Here is a 17,771-nt window from a genome sequence, read left to right as displayed (position 1 = left end):
TCGAGGGCACCAGGAGCCCGGGGTGCTTTCGACCGGAAGTGATGCCATCGGTCGCCCGTTCACCTGTTCCGGACGTGCTCACGAGGAATCGGTCAGCCGCGCCCGCCGCGCACGATGCGCAGCAGCTTCGCCAGGCGGGACGAGACATCCCGCTCGTTGCCGTGCTGGGTGGGCTGGTAGTAGCGCACGCCCCGCAACTCGTCGGGCAGGTACTGCTGTTCGACCACGCCGAGGTCGGCGTCATGCGGATAGCGGTAGCCCTTGCCGTGGCCGAGGCGCTTCGCTCCTGCGTAGTGGGCGTCGCGCATCGGCTTGGGGACGCGGCCGAAGTTGCCTGCCCGCACGTCGGCGATGGCCTGGTCGATGGCGACGTATGAGGCGTTCGACTTCGCTGCTGTGGCCAGGTAGACGACCGCCTCGGCCAGCGGGATCCTGCCCTCGGGCATGCCGATGAACTGGACGGCGTCTGCAGCGGCGACGGCGATGAGCAGGGCCTGGGGGTCGGCCATGCCGATGTCTTCAGAGGCCGAGACGATGATCCGGCGCGAGATGAACCGCGGGTCCTCCCCCGCCTCGATCATGCGCGCGAGGTAGTGCAGCGCCGCGTCGACGTCTGAGCCGCGGATGGACTTGATGAACGCGCTGATGACGTCGTAGTGCTCGTCTCCGTTCCTGTCGTACCGCAGCAGGGCACGGTCGACCGCCGACGAGACGACGTCTGCGGTGATCCGCGGTCGTTGGGCCTCGGCGGTCTGCGCAGGGGCGGCCTCCTCGTCGCGCTCATCTGATTCGTCGGATTCGTCGGATTCGGTCGCAGGCTCAGCCGCAGCATCCGAGCTGAGTGAATCGGCGCTGAGTGAATCGGCGCTGACGGATGCCGCTTCGAGGGCGGTGAGTGCGCGGCGGGCGTCGCCTGAGGCGAGGCGGATGATCGTGTCTCGCGCGTCATCGGTGACTTCGAATCGGCCTCCGAGGCCCCTGGGGTCGTCGATGGCCCTGTCGAGCACGATACGGAGGTCGTCATCGGTGAGCTGCTCGAGTGTGAGCAGGAGCGACCGCGAGAGAAGGGGCGAGATCACCGAGAACGACGGGTTCTCGGTCGTCGCTGCGACGAGGATCACCCAGCCGTTCTCGACGCCGGGGAGAAGGGCATCCTGCTGCGCCTTCGTGAACCGGTGGATCTCATCGAGGAACAGAACGGTGGAGAGGCCGTACAGGTCGCGGCTGGTCATCGCTTCGTCCATGACCTGTCTGACGTCGCGCACGCCCGCGGAGACGGCGGAGAGTTCGACGAAACGGCGACCGGAGCTGTGGGCGATCGACTGGGCGATCGTGGTCTTGCCCGTGCCTGGTGGACCCCAGAGGATCACGGAGACCGAGCCTTTGTCACCCGACTTGCTGGTGGCGAGGCTGACGAGAGGTGAACCGGGCTTGAGCAGGTGCTTCTGGCCGGCGACCTCGTCGAGGCTCTTGGGGCGCATCCGCACGGCGAGCGGGACGCTGCCCGATTGCAGCGCCGCTGTCGTGTTTGCCATGATGCAAGGCTAGCCGCACCCGCCGACAGTTGCTGTCGGCGGATGCGGCCAGTGGCTGGTGCTTCTACTCGGCTGCGGTCGCTGCCGTGGAGAGGATCGCGACGTAGTCTTCGATCCCCCAGGTCAGCGAGAGAGCGCTCGGCGGGGAAACGGCGGCGATGAGCTCGACACCGACGACGGATGCCACCGAGCCGTTCGCGACGGCAGGGATCGTCTGCGCGTAGCTCGAGGACAGGAACGTGTCCGCTGCTTCCTGGGTGTCCGAGTAGCTCACCAGGATGTCGCTGTCGAGCTTGTCGAGTTCCTCGTAGCTGAGCTCGTAGTAGAAGCTCGAGTCACCGTTCGCGAGTTCCTCGACGGCCGGAGCGTCGACGAGGCCGAGATCGAAGAGGAAGTCGACGCGGGAGTCTGCTGCCTTGTACACGTAGAACTTGCCGCCGGAGTCAGCGACGGCCGCGACCGTCTTGCCCTCGAGTTCCGGGTGCGCTTCCGCCTGCTCGGCGGTGACTGTCGCGATGTCATCGAGGACTGCTTCAGCCTCGGCGGTCTTGCCGAGCGCCTTGCCGACCGTGGTGACGACCTCGGTCCACGGGGTCGACCATGGGGCATCCGGGTATGCGACGGTCGGTGCGATCTCGCTGAGGAGGTCGAACTGTGCCTCGGTGATGCCCGAGTACACGGCCAGGATCAGGTCGGGTGCCTGCTCGGCGATCTGCTCGTATGCCGGCTCCTCGACCGTGGACGGGATGACGGCGGGAGTCTCGGCTCCGAGGTCGTCGAGAGCGTCGGCCACCCACGGGAGGACACCGTTCTCGTCTCCGCCGTAGCTCTGTGCCTCCATGCCGACGGGAACGACGCCGACCGCGATGGCGGCATCCGTCGATCCCCACCCGAGGGTGACGACGCGTTCGGGTGCTTCTTCGATCTCGGTCTCGCCGAAGGCGTGGGCGATCGACACGGGGTATGCGCCCGAGTCGCTCTGGGCCGCAGGGGTCTCGGCGTCGTCGTTCGATGTGGCACACCCGCTGAGGGCGAGGACGGTGACGGCGGCTGTCGCGATCAACGCGAGTCGGGGTCGGTAGGACACAGGGGCTCCAGGTTCGTCGGAAGGGGGAATGTTTAGGTAAGCCTATCCTAAGCCGATTCGGCGGGACGGTGGAATCGTCCGATGGGGATGACCATGGGTGACCCGCAGACGGGGTCGGCGATGATCTGCGACTCGAGGCCGAACGCCCGCTGAACGAGGTCGGAGGTGAGGATGTCTGCAGGCGCGCCGTTGGCGAGGACCGCTCCATTCGCCATCACGACGAGGTGGTCGGCGTAGCGCGCGGCGAGATTGAGATCGTGGAGGACCATCACGATCGTCGAGCGCCTGGTGCGGTTGAGCTCGGCGAGCAGGTCGAGAACGTCGATCTGGTGGGTCACGTCGAGGAACGTCGTCGGTTCATCGAGGAGCAGGATGTCGGTGTCCTGGGCGAGGGCCATGGCGATCCAGACCCGCTGGCGCTGGCCGCCGGAGAGCTCCTCCACCCGTCGGTCGGCCAGCTCGGTGGTCGACGTCGCTTCCATCGCTTCGGCAACGATCGACTGATCCGCACTGGACCACTGCCGGAACAGGCCCTGATGGGGATGCCGGCCCCTGCCGACGAGATCGGCGACGGTGATGCCGTCAGGCGCGATGGGCGACTGCGGAAGGATGCCGACGACCCGTGCGAACTCCTTGGCCGGATAGGTGGAGATGTTGCGGCCGTCCAGGTGAACGGTGCCGGCTGTGGGGCGGAGCAGCCTGGCCACGCCACGCAGGAAGGTCGATTTGCCGCACGCGTTGGCGCCGACGATGACGGTGACTGCACCGTCAGGGATCGAGAGGTCGAGGCCCGCGATCACGTCGCGGCCGTCGTAGGAGAGGCTGAGTCCTGCCGCCTCGATGTCGTGGCCGGGCTTCGCCTGGCTGGGTGTCTGGTTGCCGGTCATGCGCCGCGGCCTCCTCGGTCAGCGGTGGCGAGCAGCCACAGCAGGTAGGGGGCACCGATGATGCCCGTGATGATGCCGGCGGGAACCTGAAGTTCGCCGGGGAGTGCATGCTGGGCGACGAAGTCGGCGCTGAGCACGAGGACCACTCCGACGAGGGCGCTGGGGACGAGCGCAAGCGAGCCGTGTCCGACGATGCGACGTGCGATCGGGGCAGAGACGAAGGCCACGAACGCGATCGGGCCGACGAATGCCGTCGCGACGGCGCACAGGGCGACAGCGACGACGAGCAGGACGAGCCGGGTCCGTTCCACAGGAACTCCGAGGCCACCGGCCGCGTCGTCGCCGAGCTGGAGGATGCGCAACCGGGCTGACAGGACCGCTACGACAGGCAGCAGGACGGCGAGCCCGATCGCGAGCACCGCGATCTCCGACCACTCGGCTCCCCCGACCCCGCCGACCATCCAGACGAGTGCCTGTGACACCTCCCGCACGTCTCCGCGGGTGAGGAGGTAGCCGAGGGCAGCCTGGACGAGGAACGCGACACCCACCCCGATGAGGACGAAGCGATAGCCGCTCACCCCGTCACGCCAGGCGAGGAGATAGATCGCCGCAGCGACGACCAGGGCGCCGAGGAAAGCGCTGAGGGAGACGGCGGCGCCGCTCGCGCCGAAGATCAGGATGGCGGTCGCGGCTGACACGCTCGCTCCCCCGGAGATGCCGATGATGTCCGGGCTGGCCAGGTCGTTCCTCAACAGGGTCTGGAACAGCGCCCCGGCGATCCCGAAGGCCGCGCCTGCCAGCATCCCGAGCACCACCCGCGGCAGGCGGAGCCGGAAGACGATGACGTTGTCACTGCCTGCGCCCTGTCCGAGCAGCGTCATCACCAGGTCGGGCAGCGCCAGAGTGTACGCGCCGACCGCCAGACTGAGCGCGGCGATGAGCAGCGCGATGACGGCAAGGATCCCGACGACCCAGCGTTCGCGAGTCGGGTTCCCGTGGGTCGCGAGCGGCGCGGGCAGCGTTGCCTGTGGGGTCGACGTCATCACAGGCCGGCCGTCTTCGACCGGCGAACGATCACGATGAGGACCGGAGCGCCGATCACGGCGACCACGAGCCCCGCCTCGATCTCGCTCGGGTAGCTGAGGAGCCGGCCGACGACGTCAGCGGCGACGAGCAGGACCGGCCCCAGCACCGCCGAGTAGGCCAGGATCCACCGATAATCCGGCCCGGTGAACGGGCGGACGAGATGCGGGATCACCAGTCCGACGAAGACGATCGGACCGGCAAGAGCCGTGGCGGCGCCGCACAGCAGCACGATCGAGACCGCGGCGATCGCTCGGGATACCCCCACGCCCTGCCCGAGACCCCTGGCGAGGTCGTCGCCGAGCGACAGCACGTTGAGGGTCGATCCGATGGCGAAGGCAAGTATCGCGCCAACGACGAGGAACGGAAGGAGGGCGGCCACGGTGTCGAGGTCGCGATTGACCAGGGAACCGACCGACCAGAACCGGTAACTGCTCAAGGTGTCGATGTCGGTGATGAGCAGCAGGGTGATGATCGACGTGAGCCCGGCTGTGAGCGCCGTTCCCGCGAGGGCGAGCTTCACCGGCGTCGCGCCCTCACGCCCCAGCGTGCCGACCGCATAGACGATCGCTGCAGCTGCGGCCGCGCCGGCGAAGGCGAACCAGATGTATCCGGACGGGTCGGTGACGCCGAACAGGGCGATCGCCAGCACGACGAAGAGGGATGCTCCCGCGTTGACCCCGAGCAGCCCGGGATCCGCCAGCGGGTTGCGGGTGATCCCCTGCATGAGTGTGCCCGCGAGAGCGAGGGCAGCTCCGACGACGAGCCCGATGATCGTGCGGGGCACGCGGAGCTCGCGGATCACGAGGTGATCGTTGTTCCCGGCGACAGGGTCGAACAACGCACCGAAGACGCTGTCGATGGAGGTGACCCGTGTGCCGAGGGTCAGGCTCAGGACGAGCACCAGTATGAGCAGGCCGACAGAGACGACCAGCCCGATCCGACGACGACTCCGTGACCTCACCGGTGGCACTGTCGCCGCCACGAAAGCTGTCGTCATTACTGAGCTTCGGCTTTCCCGGTGCGCCAGTAGCCCATGAATGCGATCCGTTTGCGATCGATGCCGGTCTCGCTGACCAGGAACCGACGCAGCGTCTTGATCACGGATGCCTCGCCAGCCAGCCAGGCGTAGAAGTCTCCGGTGTCCTGGGCCTCGGGCGAATCCCAGATCAGCTCGCGGTCGACGTCGACGTCGTCGAGCTGCTGGGCGGTCGACGAGAGGGCGGCGCGGTAGACGGGCCGGTTCGCGGCAACCCATTCGCGGACAGCAGGATCGAGGATGCCTCCGATCGCGGCGTCGTTCCTGGCCAGCCAGGTCACCTCCGAGCCGGGCGGCACGTCGAGCGGCAGGATGTCCGATTCGGCCGGCACTTCGATGAACGCCCTGGCGGTGCGACCCGCAGGCAACGATTCGATCACGCTGCAGATGGCGGGCGCCGCGGTCTCGTCGCCGACAAGCAGTACGCAGCGTGCGTCGCCTGGGTGCCAGTCGATACCGACGGCCGAGTCGATGCTCTGCGAATCCGGTCCGATGAGGACGACCTCCTGGCCGGGTTCGGCGCGGTTCAGCCAGCGCGACGCAGGCCCGCCGTCACCGTGGGCGACCATGTCGACGTCGACCTCGCGCGCTTCAGGCCGGACACCGCGGACCGTGTAGGTGCGGAACGGGTTACGTTCGGCGTCCGGAAGGCCGCGCCAGCGGGAGTACCAGGAGCCGTCGGCGATCGTCGCAGGGTCGTCGGAGCCGAAGTCGCTGATACCTCTTCCCTCGAGTGGGAACACGATCTTCATCCGCTGGTCGAGGCGGTCCACCCCGAACGCGCCGAGTTCGTCCCCGGTGAAGGTCACCCGGATGAAGTGCGGAGTCAGGGGTTGCACGCGGGCGACGGTGACCCGGAACGGACGATACGCGGGGCGCGAGTCCTTGACGGGAACGGGGCTCAGGGTAAGCATTGCCTAAGTATGGCATGCCTTACCTAAACGCCCCAGCTCGCTCCGGCATTTGGCGGGTACCAGCCGGTGACCGTAAAGTTCATCAGGGTGAGGAAGCCGCAGGCTCCTCTCCCGCGCGATTGCGCACAGGCACCCATGGAGGATCCACGTGGCACCCAGCAAGACCGACGACCGTGCCGCTCGCGAGAACCGCGAGCGTCTCAAGGGTTACAAGGCCCGGCAGGCCATGCACGAATTCCGGATCCGCCGTCGGGTGCGCGACAACTGGATCGCGAGCATCGCGATCGTCGTGGTCGTTGCGGGTGCGACGTTCGCCCAGCTGGCCTACTTCACGTCAGGACCAGGAACGCCCGTCGCGACGCCGACCGCTACGCCTGAGCCCACCGAGACCGCTCCCGCCGGCGAGAATGTCGGCAATGTCCCCGATGCCGAACTCGCCGAGGGCCGAACCTGGACAGGAACGCTCACGGTGAACGATGTCCCGCTCGGAATCGAACTCGACGGCGCAGCGGCTCCGCAGGGTATTTCGTCCTTCATCTCGCTCGCCCAGAGCGACTTCTACACCGGCATCCCCTGCCACCGCCTCACCAGTGGTGGATTCTTCGTGCTGCAGTGTGGCGACCCGGAGGGTGACGGAAGCGGCGGCCCCGGCTACAGCTACGGCCCCGTCGAGAACGCACCTGCAGACAACGTGTACCCGGCAGGGACGATCGCCATGGCCAGGCAGAGCGAGAACGGCTACAGCATGGGCAGCCAGTTCTTCATCGTCTATGAGGACACGACCATCCCTGCGGACTCCGCCGGCGGTTACACCGTGCTCGGAACGGTCACGAGCGGACTCGACGAACTGAAGGCCCAGGTGACGGACAAGGGTGTCGCGGACGGTGCCACCGACGGCGCTCCTGCCATTCCCGTATCGATCACCGGCGTCGTCGTCGAATAGCCTTGCCGGGCGCACGCGCCGAGGTAATAGGCTTGAGCAGAGTTTCCGGTCGCGCGTGAGTGCGACACCCACAGCAAGGTGAGGCACGTGTCCAATTCAGACCAGCAACCATGGGGCCGCGTCGACGAGTCCGGCGCCGTCTTCGTCCGCGAGGGCGAGGACTGGCGCGAAGTGGGCCAGTACCCTGACGGAACCGCAGAAGAGGCTCTTGCCTACTTCGAACGCAAGTATGTCGACCTCGCCGGCCAGGTGACCCTGCTCGAGCAGCGCGTGAAGCGCGGCGCACCGGCCGCAGACGTCGCCAAGGCTGTGGCGCACCTCGCCACGAACCTCGAGGGAGCCAACGCCGTCGGCGACCTCGCCAGCCTCAAGACCAGGGTGGCCGCTCTCGATACGACCGTCGGCGAACTGACCGAACAGCAGGGCGAAGAGGCGAAGGCCGCAGTGGCCGAGGCACTTGCCGCCCGGACGGCGATCGTCGAAGAGGCCGAGAAACTCGCGGCCCAGGACCCGGCGAAGGCGCAGTGGAAGAACACCACCGAGCAGATCAACGCCCTGTTCGCGCAGTGGCAGACCCACCAGCAGGAGGGTCCGAAGCTTCCCAAGGGCGAGGCGAACGACCTCTGGAAGCGATTCCGTGCAGCGAAGTCGACCATCGAACAGAATCGGCGGGCATTCTTCGCCGAACTCGACTCGGTTCACCGCGATGCGAAGACCCGCAAGCAGGCGCTGATCGAGAAGGCCGAAGCCCTCATCGAGAAGGGCGCCGACGGCATCCCCGGTTACCGTGCCCTGCTCGACGAATGGAAGCAGTCGGGCCGGGCAGGCAAGCGACACGATGACGCTCTCTGGGCACGTTTCAAGGCTGCGGGCGACGCGATCTATGCCGCCAAGTCCGAGGTGGATGCCCACGACAACGCCGAATTCCAGGGGAACCTCGATCAGAAGCTCGAACTCCTCGCCGAGGCAGAGCCGCTGCTGGCTGAGAACGACCGTGACAAGCTCCGTTCGGCTCTTGCCGGCATCCAGCGTCGCTGGGACGAGATCGGCAAGGTCCCGCGTGACCAGGTCAAGAACGTCGAGGACCGCCTCCGCAAGGTCGAGCAGCACCTCCGCACGCTCGACGACGATCACTGGAAGCGCAACAACCCCGAGACGAAGGCACGCACCGAGGGGCTCGCAGGCCAGCTGAACGCCGCCATCGCGAAGCTCGAGAGCGAACTCGAAGATGCGAAGGCATCCGGTGACAAGGCGAAGATCGCCGAAGCCACCGACGCACTCGAGGCCAGGAAGCTCTGGCTCAACGCCCTGTCCTGATTCCCACGTTCCCACCATTCGACGTCCCGCTGTGCACCGCACAGCGGGACGTCGTACTTTTGCGGGGGCGAACGCGCACGCCTCGCCCGCAATCGTCGACGCACGCGATACAGTTTCCACCTGCACGTGCTGACCCGGCCCGAGCGCAGGCAGATCGCAGGGAGTCGACCGATGGCATCATCCGTCCGTGAATCAGGCTCGTCCAGGCGGATCGAGCCGCCTGCCGCCCCCTCCGACCGCACACGACGGCTCGCGCTCATCGCGTGCGCGGCGGCCGTCGTCCTCTTCGCGATCGTGGCCGCCGTCAGCTACGGCCAGTCGTACGTCGCCGAGCCCCTCGACCGGTGGTGGAGCGAGCTGATGCTCGACCAGAGGACGGAGACCGGGCTCGTGCTGGCCTGGATCCCCGCCGTCATCGGCGGGCCGATCTCGATGCTCATCATCGGACTGGTTCTCGTCGGCACTCTGCTGTACATGCGGTGGAAGCTCGTCGCCCTCATCGTCGCGGCGGCGATGGTGGCATCAGTGGCTCTGGCCGCGCCTCTCGCGGCGGTGGTTGCTCGCACCAGGCCGGAGGGCTCGCTCGCGGAGTCCGTTCCCACCTCGTTCCCCTCAGGGCACACGGCGATGGCCGCGACCGTTGCGGTGGTCCTCGGACTCGTCCTGCGTCACTGGCTCGTCTGGCTCCTGGGTGCTCTATGGGTGATCGTCATGGCGTGGAGCCGGACGTATCTCCAAGCCCACTGGCTCACCGATGTGATCGCCGGCGCCCTGCTCGGCGTGATCGCGGGCACAGTGGTCTGGTACGGCATCGAGACCATCCGGAGCCGACGGGCGGCCTCGGATCCCGCATCCTGAGCCGGCAGCGGAGTTGTCCACAGCGGTCGGTCGAGCGTCGCGTTGTGCACAGCAGCGCGGGGTGGCCACCCTGCCCGCTCGGAGGCAGGCATGCTGTAGGCCGTGTTCTCCGTTCCCCCGCTTCTCACCTCGGTCGTACTCCCCCGGGCCGAGTTGTCTGCCGCCCGCCTCGACGGCGAGCTCTTTCCGGTGGACGATGGGTGGGTGTGCGCTGACGAACCCGACAGCCCCGAGCTCCGCGCGCGGGCGCTCGGAGCGCTGCTCCCCCGATCGGTGGCGAGCGGACGGCTGGTGATGATCGGGGGCACCGCAGCCTGGCTGCACGGGGCGACGGATGCTCCGCCCTCGCGCCACGAGGTCTGCGCACGGAGCGATGAGCGGGCAGGTGTTCGGCTGCCGCACCGCTTCGTACTTCGCGAGCTCAGCCTGGCCGACGAGGAGGAGTGCAGGATCGGACCCCTCCGGGTGACGACGCCTGCACGGACGGCTTTCGATATCGGCAGGCGCGAGCCTCTTGGTCAGAGGGACCTCCTCGTGCTGCAGGCACTCGTTCTCCGCTACCGGATCGTGCCTTCCGATCTGGTCGGTGTCCGCGCCACGCCGCTGCCCGGGAGGCGACGGTCGCTCGACCTGATCGCCGCGGTGACTGCTCAGCCGCCGTTGACGCGGTAGACGTCGTAGACGGCGTCGATTCGGCGGACCGCGTTGAGGACCCGGTCAAGGTGGGTGGTGTCACCCATTTCGAAGACGAACCGGCTGATTGCGAGGCGGTTGGTCGATGTCGACACCGTCGCGGAGAGGATGTTGACGTGGTGTTCGCTGAGCACCCGGGTGACGTCGCTGAGAAGCCCGGCCCGGTCGAGCGCCTCGACCTGGATGTTCACGAGGAAGACGCTCTTCGAGGTCGGTGCCCATTCGACGTCGATCATCCGTTCGGGTTCCTTGAGCAGATCCTGCACGTTGTGGCAGTCGCTGCGGTGGACGGACACTCCGGACCCGCGTGTGACGAAACCGACGATGTCGTCGCCGGGAACCGGGGTGCAGCACTTCGACATCTTCACGAGGATGTCAGGGGCTCCACGAACGAGCACACCTGAGTCGCTGTGCGGCAGTTTGCGCGTGCGCCCGCGCACCGGGAAGTCGATGGCTTCGGCCTCGGCTTCGCTGTCACCCTGAAGCAGGGCGGCGACCTTCTCGAGCACCGACTGGGTCGAGACGTGTCCCTCGCCGACGGCGGCGTAAAGCGCCGAGACGTCTTCGTAGCGCATCTGTGCTGCGACTTCGGCGAACGAGTCCTGGCTCATCAGTTTCTGCAGGGGCAGGTTCTGCTTGCGCATGGCGCGAGCGATGGCATCCTTGCCCTGCTCGATCGCCTCGTCGCGGCGTTCCTTGGTGAACCACTGCCGGATCTTGTTGCGGGCCCTGGTGCTCTTGACGAAGCTCAGCCAGTCCTGGCTGGGCCCGGAGTCCGGGTTCTTCGAGGTGAAGACCTCGACGACGTCACCGCTGTTGAGCTCGGTCTCCAGAGGAACGAGGCGACCGTTGACCTTGGCACCCATCGTGCGGTGTCCGACCTCGGTGTGCACCCCGTACGCGAAATCGACGGGGGTCGCCCCGGCGGGGAGCCCGATTACGCGACCCTTCGGCGTGAAGACGTAGACCTCTTTGGCGCCGATCTCGAACCGCAGGGAGTCGAGGAACTCCCCCGGGTCGGCGGTCTCGGCCTGCCAGTCGGAGATGTGAGCCAGCCAGACCATGTCGTTCTCGTTGGCCTTGGCCCCGGCGCTCTTGCCGTTGACGTTCTCTTTGTACTTCCAGTGCGCCGCGACGCCGTACTCGGCGTGCTGGTGCATCTCGTGGGTGCGGATCTGGATCTCGACGCTCTTGCCGCCAGGACCGATGACCGTCGTGTGCAGCGACTGGTACAGGTTGAACTTCGGCGTGGCGATGTAATCCTTGAACCGGCCGGGGATCGGGGTCCAGCGGGCATGGATCGCACCGAGAACCGCGTAACAGTCGCGGACGGAGTTCACGAGGATCCGGATGCCGATGAGGTCGTAGATCTCATCGAAGTCACGACCGCGCACGATCATCTTCTGGTAGATCGAGTAATACTGCTTGGGCCGTCCGACCACCTTGCCGCGGATCTTCGCGACCTTGAGGTCTTCGTTGACGGCGTCGATGACCTGGTGGACGAGCTCTTCACGCTGCGGCGTGCGCTGCTTGACGAGGCTTTCGATCTCGGCGTAGAGCTTCGGGTAGAGGACCGCGAACGACAGGTCTTCCAGTTCCCACTTGATGGTCTGGATGCCGAGACGGTGCGCGAGCGGCGTATAGATCTCGAGGGTCTCTGTCGCCTTCTTCGCCGCCTTCTCCGGGGGGACGAAGCCCCACGTGCGCGCATTATGGAGGCGGTCGGCGAGCTTGATGACGAGAACGCGGATGTCCTTCGACATCGCCACGATCATCTTGCGGACGGTCTCGGCCTGGGCGCTTTCGCCGTACTTGACCTTGTCGAGCTTGGTGACACCGTCGACGAGCATGGCGACCTCGTCGCCGAACTCAGCCCTCAGCTCGTCGAGCCCGTACTCGGTGTCCTCGACCGTGTCGTGCAGAAGCGCAGCAGCGAGCGTCTTCGGCCCGATTCCCAGATCCGCGAGGATCTGAGCGACGGCGACCGGATGCGTGATGTACGGTTCGCCGCTCTGCCGTTTCTGTCCGCGGTGCGCCTTCTCGGCGACCGTGTAGGCACGTTCGATGATCGAGAGGTCGGCCTTCGGATGGTGCATCCGTGCCGTGCGCACCAGCCGGTCGACGGCGCCTGCCGGCTGGGCCTTCGAGAAGATCCGAGGGACAAGACGTCGCAGGGAGGCGCTCGACGATTGTGTTTCAGTCATCGGTCACCTCCTTCCGTACCATTATCTCGCGGAAATGAGGCAGGTCAGATCGCCGGAACGACGGCGGGCTGCTCCAGTGAGCGCTTACGGGCGGCCAGGACGCGGGCATCCCGCTTCTTGATGTCCGGTTCGTTCTGACGGAACAGTGCGTACAGCGGCGCTGCCACGAAGATCGTCGAATAGGTGGCGACGATGATGCCGACGAAGAGCGACAGCGAAATGTCACGCAGCGTCTCCGCTCCGAGGACGAAGTCACCGATGATGAGGATGGACGCCACAGGCAGTGCCGCGACAACGGAGGTGTTGATCGACCGCACCAGCGTCTGGTTGACGGCGAGGTTCACCGACTCCGCGAAAGTCCGTGGGGCGTTCTCCCCGTCCTCACTGGTGTTCTCCCTGATCTTGTCGAACACCACGACCGTGTCGTACAGGGAGTAGCCGAGGATCGTCAGGAAGCCGATGATGGCCGCCGGGCTGATCTCGAAGCCACTGAGTGAGTAGACACCGAGGGTGATGATGAGCACGTCGAGCAGTGCGATCATCGCAGCCGCAGACATCTTCCAGGTGCGGAAGTACAACGCCATCGTGATGAAGGCGAGTGCGAGGAAGATCAGGAGGCCGGTGATGGCCTGCCTGGTGACATCCTGTCCCCATGACGCGCCGATGAACGACGTCGCGACGTCGCTCTCGTCCACATCGAAGGCCGCGGCAAGCGCCTGGGAGACCTCGGTGGTCTCCGCACTGGTCAGCTGGCTGGTCTGGACGCGTACGGCGCTGTCACCGACGGTGGTGACTTTCGAGACGGCTTCGGGGACCACGCTCGCGACGGCATCCGTCGCCTTGTCCTGGTCGGCGGATGCCACGGACGAGATCGTGAACTGCGACCCACCGGTGAACTCGAAGCTCAGGTTGAACCCACCCTTGACGACGGGCACGAGGATCGAGAGAAGGACGAGGGCGATCGCGACGCTGAACCAGACCTTGCGGTTGCCCACGAAGTTGAACGAGCGCTTGCCCGTGTACAGGTCATTGCCGAATGTTGTCAGGCTTGCCATTAGGAATCCTTCTCCTGGCTCTTCTTTCCGCCTGCGGCGATGAGTTCGGCCTGCTTGCGTTCTGCGATCGTTTGGCGTTTGACTGCCTCACGGCTGGATTTCGCCGCCTTCGACTGGCTCACGTCGATCGGCTGGCGGAACTGGGCACGACCGCGGTAGACAGCGCCGAGTGCCGTCGGGTCGAGTCCGGTGAGTGGATGCCCGCTGGAGAAGAACCGGGTGGTTGCGAGCAACTGCAGGGTCGGGTGAGTGAAGAGCACGACGACGATGACGTCGATGATCGTGGTGATACCAAGTGTGAACGCGAAGCCCTTCACGTTGCCGACGGCGAGTGCGTACAGCACGACGGCGGCCAGGAGGTTGACACCCTTCGACGCGTAGATCGTGCGCTGCGCACGACGCCAGCCGGCCTCGACCGCCGATTCGAGCCCACGGCCGTCGCGGAGTTCGTCTCGTATTCGCTCGAAGTAGACGATGAACGAGTCCGCCGTGAAGCCGATCGCGACGATCAGACCCGCCACACCTGCCAGCGACAGTCGGTAGCCGCTTCGCCAGGACAGGATCGCGATCACGAGGTAGGTCAGGATTCCGGCGACGATGAGCGACGCGATGGTGACGAAGCCGAGGAGGCGGTACTGGAACAGCGTGTAGATGGCGACGAGGATGAGGCCGATGATGCCGGCGATGATGCCGATCTGGAGCTGGCTGGATCCGAGAGTCGCCGAGATCTGGTCGGAGCTCTGCACCGTGAAGCTGATCGGCAGCGCGCCGTACTTGAGCTGGTCGGCGAGTGTCTTGGACGATTCCTGCGTGAAGTTTCCGGAGATCTCGGGCTTGCCGTCGCTGATCACAGCGAGGGTCTGAGGAGCTGAGATGACCTGGTTGTCGAGCACGATCGCGAACTGGTTCTGCGGGCTCTGCAGGCCGTTGAGCCTCGAGGTGACGTCGGCGAACTGCTCGGTCCCCTCGGAGTTGAAGACGAGGTTCACCGCCCACTCACCGGTGGTGGCTCCCGACTGCGTGGTTCGCATCCCGTTCGTGGCGTTCGTGATCTGCGAACCCTCGACCTCGACCGGGCCGAGGATGTACTTCACACTGCCATCGGCTTCACAGGCGATGATCGGTTCGTCAGCGGGCTGGACCACGCCGGCTTCGACGGGCTCGTTGCAGTCGAATGCCTGGAACTCTGCCTGCAGTGCAGGAGTGACCTGGCTGAGGTCGCTCGGGCTGGTCGGCTCGGCGGTCGGGGTGCTCGGCAGCGACGGGTCCGGTGTCGGGTACGGGGTTTCGGTTCCGTCCTCGCCGACGAACGTGTTCGACGGTTCCCCGGCCACGAGGACCGGCCGGAACTCGAGTTTCGCCGAGGCCTCGATGCGGTTGCGTGTCTCCTCGTCGGCTTCACCGGGGATCGAGACGACGACGTTGCTGCCCTCGGTGTTCACCTCGGCCTCGGAGACACCCGACGCGTCGACGCGCTGGCGGATGATGGCCACAGCCTGGTTGAGCTGTTCCTGCGAGACCTGCTCGCCACTCTGGACATTGGGCTGCAGGATGATCTGCGTTCCACCCTCGAGGTCCAGGGCGAGCTTGGGGGCCCAGCTGGCTCCGCCCCACAGGATCCCGCCGACAAGGACGCCAAGGAGAGCAAGGGTGATGACACCCAGCCAGGACAGGGAGCGCCATGCCTTACGGACGGGCGTCAACTTCGACTGTGCCAACTACGTACTCAGCTTTCTATGACCGCCCCACCCGCTGGGAGGCGGGAGGGACGCTTCGAGGATGGTGCGAAATCACTGCGAACAGCGCTGGGAGCGGCGACGCTCCTCAGGAAGACTACTGGTCAGCGTTCTTCTCACGTGAATCGGTGGCCGGCTTGGCCTCTGTCGGGTCGACGCGCTCACCGAATTCGGGCTCGGTCGGGAACGTCGCAGGCTCGGCCGGGTATGCGGCGCTGTCTTCGTTGATCTGCTCGGGAGCGTCTGCTTCGACGCCCTCGTCAGCCTCTTCGACCGGTGCGGGCTCGTCGTCGAGGAAGCGGACGATGGTCTGGCGGTGAACGGTGAGAACGTTGCCGGGGCTGGTCTCGACCTGGACCTTGTCGTCGTTCACGCTGAGGATGGTGCCGAAGACACCGAAGTTGGTCATCACTTCGGCGCCGGGCACGACCTTCGACTGCTTCTCTGCCATGTCCTTCTTGCGCTTCTGTCCGTTGCGGAACATGAAGAAGATGAGGACGGCGAGGATGGCAAGCATGCCAATGCTGAGGGGATCCATGAGTTCTTGTGAAGCCTTCCGCGGTTGTTCAACCGCAAGGGTAGGGAGTGGGGCCGATGGGCCAATCTGAATTATAGAACATCAGGCAGCAGAGAACCCTGAGCATGCGGTACCCCAAAGTGCGCGAAAGCCTGAGGCGTGGCCATCCTGCCGCGTGGGGTTCGCGTGATCAGGCCGATTCGGACCAGGAAGGGTTCGACGACGCTCTCGACCGTCTCCGCCTCTTCGCCGACGGACACAGCCAGGGTGTTCAGCCCGACTGGGCCTCCCCCGAACCTCGTCAGCATAATCTCCATCACTGCGCGGTCGAGGCGGTCGAGGCCGAGTTCGTCGACGTCGTACAGGTTGAGAGCGGCCCGGACGGACGCCTTGTCGGCAGGAGTCCGGTGCACGAGGACGTAGTCGCGGACGCGGCGAAGCAGTCTGTTGGCGATACGCGGGGTCCCGCGGCAGCGGCCGGCGATCTCGGCGAGGGCATCCGCCTCGATCGGGAAGTCGAGCATCCTGGCTGCCCGGTGGAGAACCTGCTCCAGTTCCGGCTTGTCGTAGAACTCGAGGTGCGCGGTGAAACCGAAGCGATCGCGCAGCGGATTCGGCAGGAGGCCGGATCGTGTGGTCGCGCCGACGAGAGTGAACGGTGCCAGGTCGAGGGGCACAGAGGTCGCCCCCTGGCCCTTGCCGACCATGATGTCGATGCGGAAGTCTTCCATCGCGAGGTAGAGCATCTCTTCCGCCGAGCGCGCCATCCGGTGGATCTCGTCGATGAAGAGCACTTCGCCGGGGACCAGACTCGACAGGACGGCCGCGAGATCGCCTGCGTGCTGGATGGCCGGACCGCTCGACATCCGGAGCGGCTTCTGGCTCTCGTGCGCCACGATCATGGCGAGAGTGGTCTTGCCGAGTCCTGGCGGCCCGGCGAGGAGGATGTGGTCGGCGGTGCGGCCCTGGATCGCGGCTGCCTTCAGCAGCAGTTCGAGCTGACCGCGTACCTTCGTCTGGCCGACGAACTCGGCGAGGCTCTGTGGCCGGAGGGCGCCCTCGAAGACGAGTTCAGCGTCCGACTCAGGTTCGGGATTGGTGAGATCGACGTCGGTCATGCGCGCGCACCGGTCGTGCTGTGCTGTGCGGGGCCGAGTTGTGCGAGGGCGAGCCTGAGCAGGGTCTGCACGGGCGAGGTACCTGCATCAGGGTTGGCGGCGATGACGTCGCTGACGGCCTGCCCGGCCACCTTCTCCGACCAGCCGAGACCGACGAGTGCGACGACGACCCTGTCGCCCGTCGGTGTGCCAGCGACCGGCGCAGCTGTCTCGGTGTGGGCGATGAGCTTGCCTGCGAGCGAGACGACGATGAGCTTCGCGGTCTTCGGGCCGATCCCTGACACCTTGCGGAAGGCCGCATCGTCTTCGGAGGCGACGGCCGCAGCGATCTGGCCTGGACCGAGAACGCTGAGCACCCCGAGGGCGGATTTCGGGCCGACACCGGTGACGCCGGTCAGCAACTGGAACACGGCGAGTTGCTCGCGGGTCTCGAACCCGAAGAGGCTCATCGAGTCCTCGCGGACGATGAACGACGTGTGGATGAAGGCCTGGTCGCCGACGCGCAGCGCCAGCGCGTGCTCAGGGGTGACGTGCACCGCGTAGCCGATTCCGCCGACATCGATGACGACGTCGCCGCCGACGGCCGAGAGCACTGTTCCACGCACGCTTGAAATCACCTTTCAAGCCTACGTGGGGCATCCGACAGACACCGGACCGCCACGCTCGACGCGTGCACTCCGTGAGGCTGTCGCGGTGAGGCCCGGGGTTCGTTGGTCGCTAAATGCGGTGATCGCCTGCGCGTTGCCGCACATCGTGACATATGAACGGGTACGGGCGGGCCGCAC

At 66.3% G+C, this 17,771-nt stretch carries 16 protein-coding genes; 4 read left to right on the top strand and 12 right to left on the bottom strand.

Annotated elements, in window-relative coordinates; all coding sequences use genetic code 11:
• Positions 1–92: 92 nt before the first annotated feature.
• The 6 genes from AC1M2K_RS14090 to AC1M2K_RS14065 all read right to left on the bottom strand — a co-directional run bounded on the left by AC1M2K_RS14090 (position 93) and on the right by AC1M2K_RS14065 (position 6,545).
• Positions 93–1,535, bottom strand: coding sequence for a replication-associated recombination protein A (locus AC1M2K_RS14090; protein ID WP_480241443.1), 1,443 nt, complete (start codon positions 1,533–1,535; stop codon positions 93–95).
• Positions 1,536–1,599: 64 nt separating this feature from the next.
• Positions 1,600–2,622 (bottom strand): iron-siderophore ABC transporter substrate-binding protein, encoded by a 1,023-nt coding sequence (locus tag AC1M2K_RS14085; RefSeq protein ID WP_480241442.1) that lies wholly within the window; start codon positions 2,620–2,622, stop codon positions 1,600–1,602.
• Between the two features lie 47 nt (positions 2,623–2,669).
• Positions 2,670–3,509: an ABC transporter ATP-binding protein gene (locus AC1M2K_RS14080; RefSeq protein WP_480241441.1), complete on the bottom strand. Its 840-nt coding sequence runs from the start codon at positions 3,507–3,509 to the stop codon at positions 2,670–2,672.
• On the bottom strand, positions 3,506–4,552 hold the full coding sequence (locus tag AC1M2K_RS14075; protein ID WP_480241440.1) for a FecCD family ABC transporter permease: 1,047 nt from the start codon (positions 4,550–4,552) through the stop codon (positions 3,506–3,508). The genes AC1M2K_RS14080 and AC1M2K_RS14075 overlap by 4 nt, the downstream gene beginning before the upstream one ends.
• Positions 4,552–5,592, bottom strand: coding sequence for a FecCD family ABC transporter permease (locus AC1M2K_RS14070; protein ID WP_480241439.1), 1,041 nt, complete (start codon positions 5,590–5,592; stop codon positions 4,552–4,554). The genes AC1M2K_RS14075 and AC1M2K_RS14070 overlap by 1 nt, the downstream gene beginning before the upstream one ends.
• A complete protein-coding gene (locus tag AC1M2K_RS14065) occupies positions 5,592–6,545 on the bottom strand; it encodes a siderophore-interacting protein (protein ID WP_480241438.1) in 954 nt (317 codons plus the stop codon). Before AC1M2K_RS14065 ends, AC1M2K_RS14070 begins: the two co-directional genes overlap by 1 nt.
• A 148-nt stretch (positions 6,546–6,693) precedes the next feature.
• Between AC1M2K_RS14065 and AC1M2K_RS14060 the strand changes: the two genes are divergently transcribed.
• The 4 genes from AC1M2K_RS14060 (at position 6,694) to AC1M2K_RS14045 (ending at position 10,335) form a co-directional block, all read left to right on the top strand.
• Entirely contained in the window at positions 6,694–7,488 is a 795-nt protein-coding gene (locus AC1M2K_RS14060; protein WP_480241437.1) for a peptidylprolyl isomerase, read from the top strand.
• Positions 7,489–7,575: 87 nt separating this feature from the next.
• Complete coding sequence (locus AC1M2K_RS14055; RefSeq protein WP_480241436.1) at positions 7,576–8,805, top strand: DUF349 domain-containing protein; 1,230 nt, start codon at positions 7,576–7,578, stop codon at positions 8,803–8,805.
• 171 nt (positions 8,806–8,976) lie between these two features.
• Positions 8,977–9,663 carry a phosphatase PAP2 family protein gene (locus tag AC1M2K_RS14050; RefSeq protein ID WP_480241435.1) on the top strand — a complete coding sequence of 229 codons (687 nt, stop codon included), beginning with the start codon at positions 8,977–8,979 and terminating at the stop codon, positions 9,661–9,663.
• A 102-nt stretch (positions 9,664–9,765) separates the two neighbouring features.
• The gene (locus AC1M2K_RS14045) at positions 9,766–10,335 is read left to right on the top strand and encodes a type IV toxin-antitoxin system AbiEi family antitoxin (protein ID WP_480241434.1); all 570 of its coding nucleotides are present in this window, start codon (positions 9,766–9,768) and stop codon (positions 10,333–10,335) included.
• On the opposite strand, the gene AC1M2K_RS14040 is transcribed toward AC1M2K_RS14045, so the two are convergent.
• The 6 genes from AC1M2K_RS14040 to ruvA form a co-directional block, all read right to left on the bottom strand.
• Entirely contained in the window at positions 10,314–12,560 is a 2,247-nt protein-coding gene (locus AC1M2K_RS14040; RefSeq protein WP_480236539.1) for a RelA/SpoT family protein, read from the bottom strand. The two genes, AC1M2K_RS14045 and AC1M2K_RS14040, sit on opposite strands and share 22 nt — an antisense overlap.
• Positions 12,561–12,604: 44 nt before the next feature.
• Positions 12,605–13,615 (bottom strand): protein translocase subunit SecF, encoded by a 1,011-nt coding sequence (gene secF / locus AC1M2K_RS14035; RefSeq protein WP_480241433.1) that lies wholly within the window; start codon positions 13,613–13,615, stop codon positions 12,605–12,607.
• On the bottom strand, positions 13,615–15,333 hold the full coding sequence (gene secD, locus AC1M2K_RS14030) for a protein translocase subunit SecD (RefSeq protein WP_480236541.1): 1,719 nt from the start codon (positions 15,331–15,333) through the stop codon (positions 13,615–13,617). Before secD ends, secF begins: the two co-directional genes overlap by 1 nt.
• 115 nt (positions 15,334–15,448) lie before the next feature.
• Complete coding sequence (yajC, locus tag AC1M2K_RS14025; RefSeq protein WP_480241432.1) at positions 15,449–15,889, bottom strand: preprotein translocase subunit YajC; 441 nt, start codon at positions 15,887–15,889, stop codon at positions 15,449–15,451.
• 71 nt (positions 15,890–15,960) lie between these two features.
• Positions 15,961–16,986, bottom strand: coding sequence for a Holliday junction branch migration DNA helicase RuvB (ruvB, locus tag AC1M2K_RS14020; protein WP_480236543.1), 1,026 nt, complete (start codon positions 16,984–16,986; stop codon positions 15,961–15,963).
• A complete protein-coding gene (gene ruvA, locus AC1M2K_RS14015) occupies positions 16,983–17,603 on the bottom strand; it encodes a Holliday junction branch migration protein RuvA (RefSeq protein ID WP_480241431.1) in 621 nt (206 codons plus the stop codon). The genes ruvB and ruvA overlap by 4 nt, the downstream gene beginning before the upstream one ends.
• Between the last annotated feature and the right edge of the window lie 168 nt (positions 17,604–17,771).

Source organism: Mycetocola sp. Y171, assembly GCF_056713165.1.
Note: the sequence above shows the minus strand (reverse complement) of the source record. Positions and strands in the feature narration are given on the sequence as shown.

Excerpts from the sequence above, each read along its gene's own strand:
- AC1M2K_RS14090 (WP_480241443.1), bottom strand. The coding sequence starts at position 1,535 with ATGGCAAACACGACAGCGGCGCTGCAATCGGGCAGCGTCCCGCTCGCC.
- AC1M2K_RS14080 (WP_480241441.1), bottom strand. The coding sequence starts at position 3,509 with ATGACCGGCAACCAGACACCCAGCCAGGCGAAGCCCGGCCACGACATC.
- AC1M2K_RS14075 (WP_480241440.1), bottom strand. The coding sequence starts at position 4,552 with ATGACGTCGACCCCACAGGCAACGCTGCCCGCGCCGCTCGCGACCCAC.
- AC1M2K_RS14070 (WP_480241439.1), bottom strand. The coding sequence starts at position 5,592 with ATGACGACAGCTTTCGTGGCGGCGACAGTGCCACCGGTGAGGTCACGG.
- AC1M2K_RS14065 (WP_480241438.1), bottom strand. The coding sequence starts at position 6,545 with ATGCTTACCCTGAGCCCCGTTCCCGTCAAGGACTCGCGCCCCGCGTAT.
- AC1M2K_RS14050 (WP_480241435.1), top strand. The coding sequence starts at position 8,977 with ATGGCATCATCCGTCCGTGAATCAGGCTCGTCCAGGCGGATCGAGCCG.
- AC1M2K_RS14040 (WP_480236539.1), bottom strand. The coding sequence starts at position 12,560 with ATGACTGAAACACAATCGTCGAGCGCCTCCCTGCGACGTCTTGTCCCT.
- secF (WP_480241433.1), bottom strand. The coding sequence starts at position 13,615 with ATGGCAAGCCTGACAACATTCGGCAATGACCTGTACACGGGCAAGCGC.
- yajC (WP_480241432.1), bottom strand. The coding sequence starts at position 15,889 with ATGGATCCCCTCAGCATTGGCATGCTTGCCATCCTCGCCGTCCTCATC.
- ruvB (WP_480236543.1), bottom strand. The coding sequence starts at position 16,986 with ATGACCGACGTCGATCTCACCAATCCCGAACCTGAGTCGGACGCTGAA.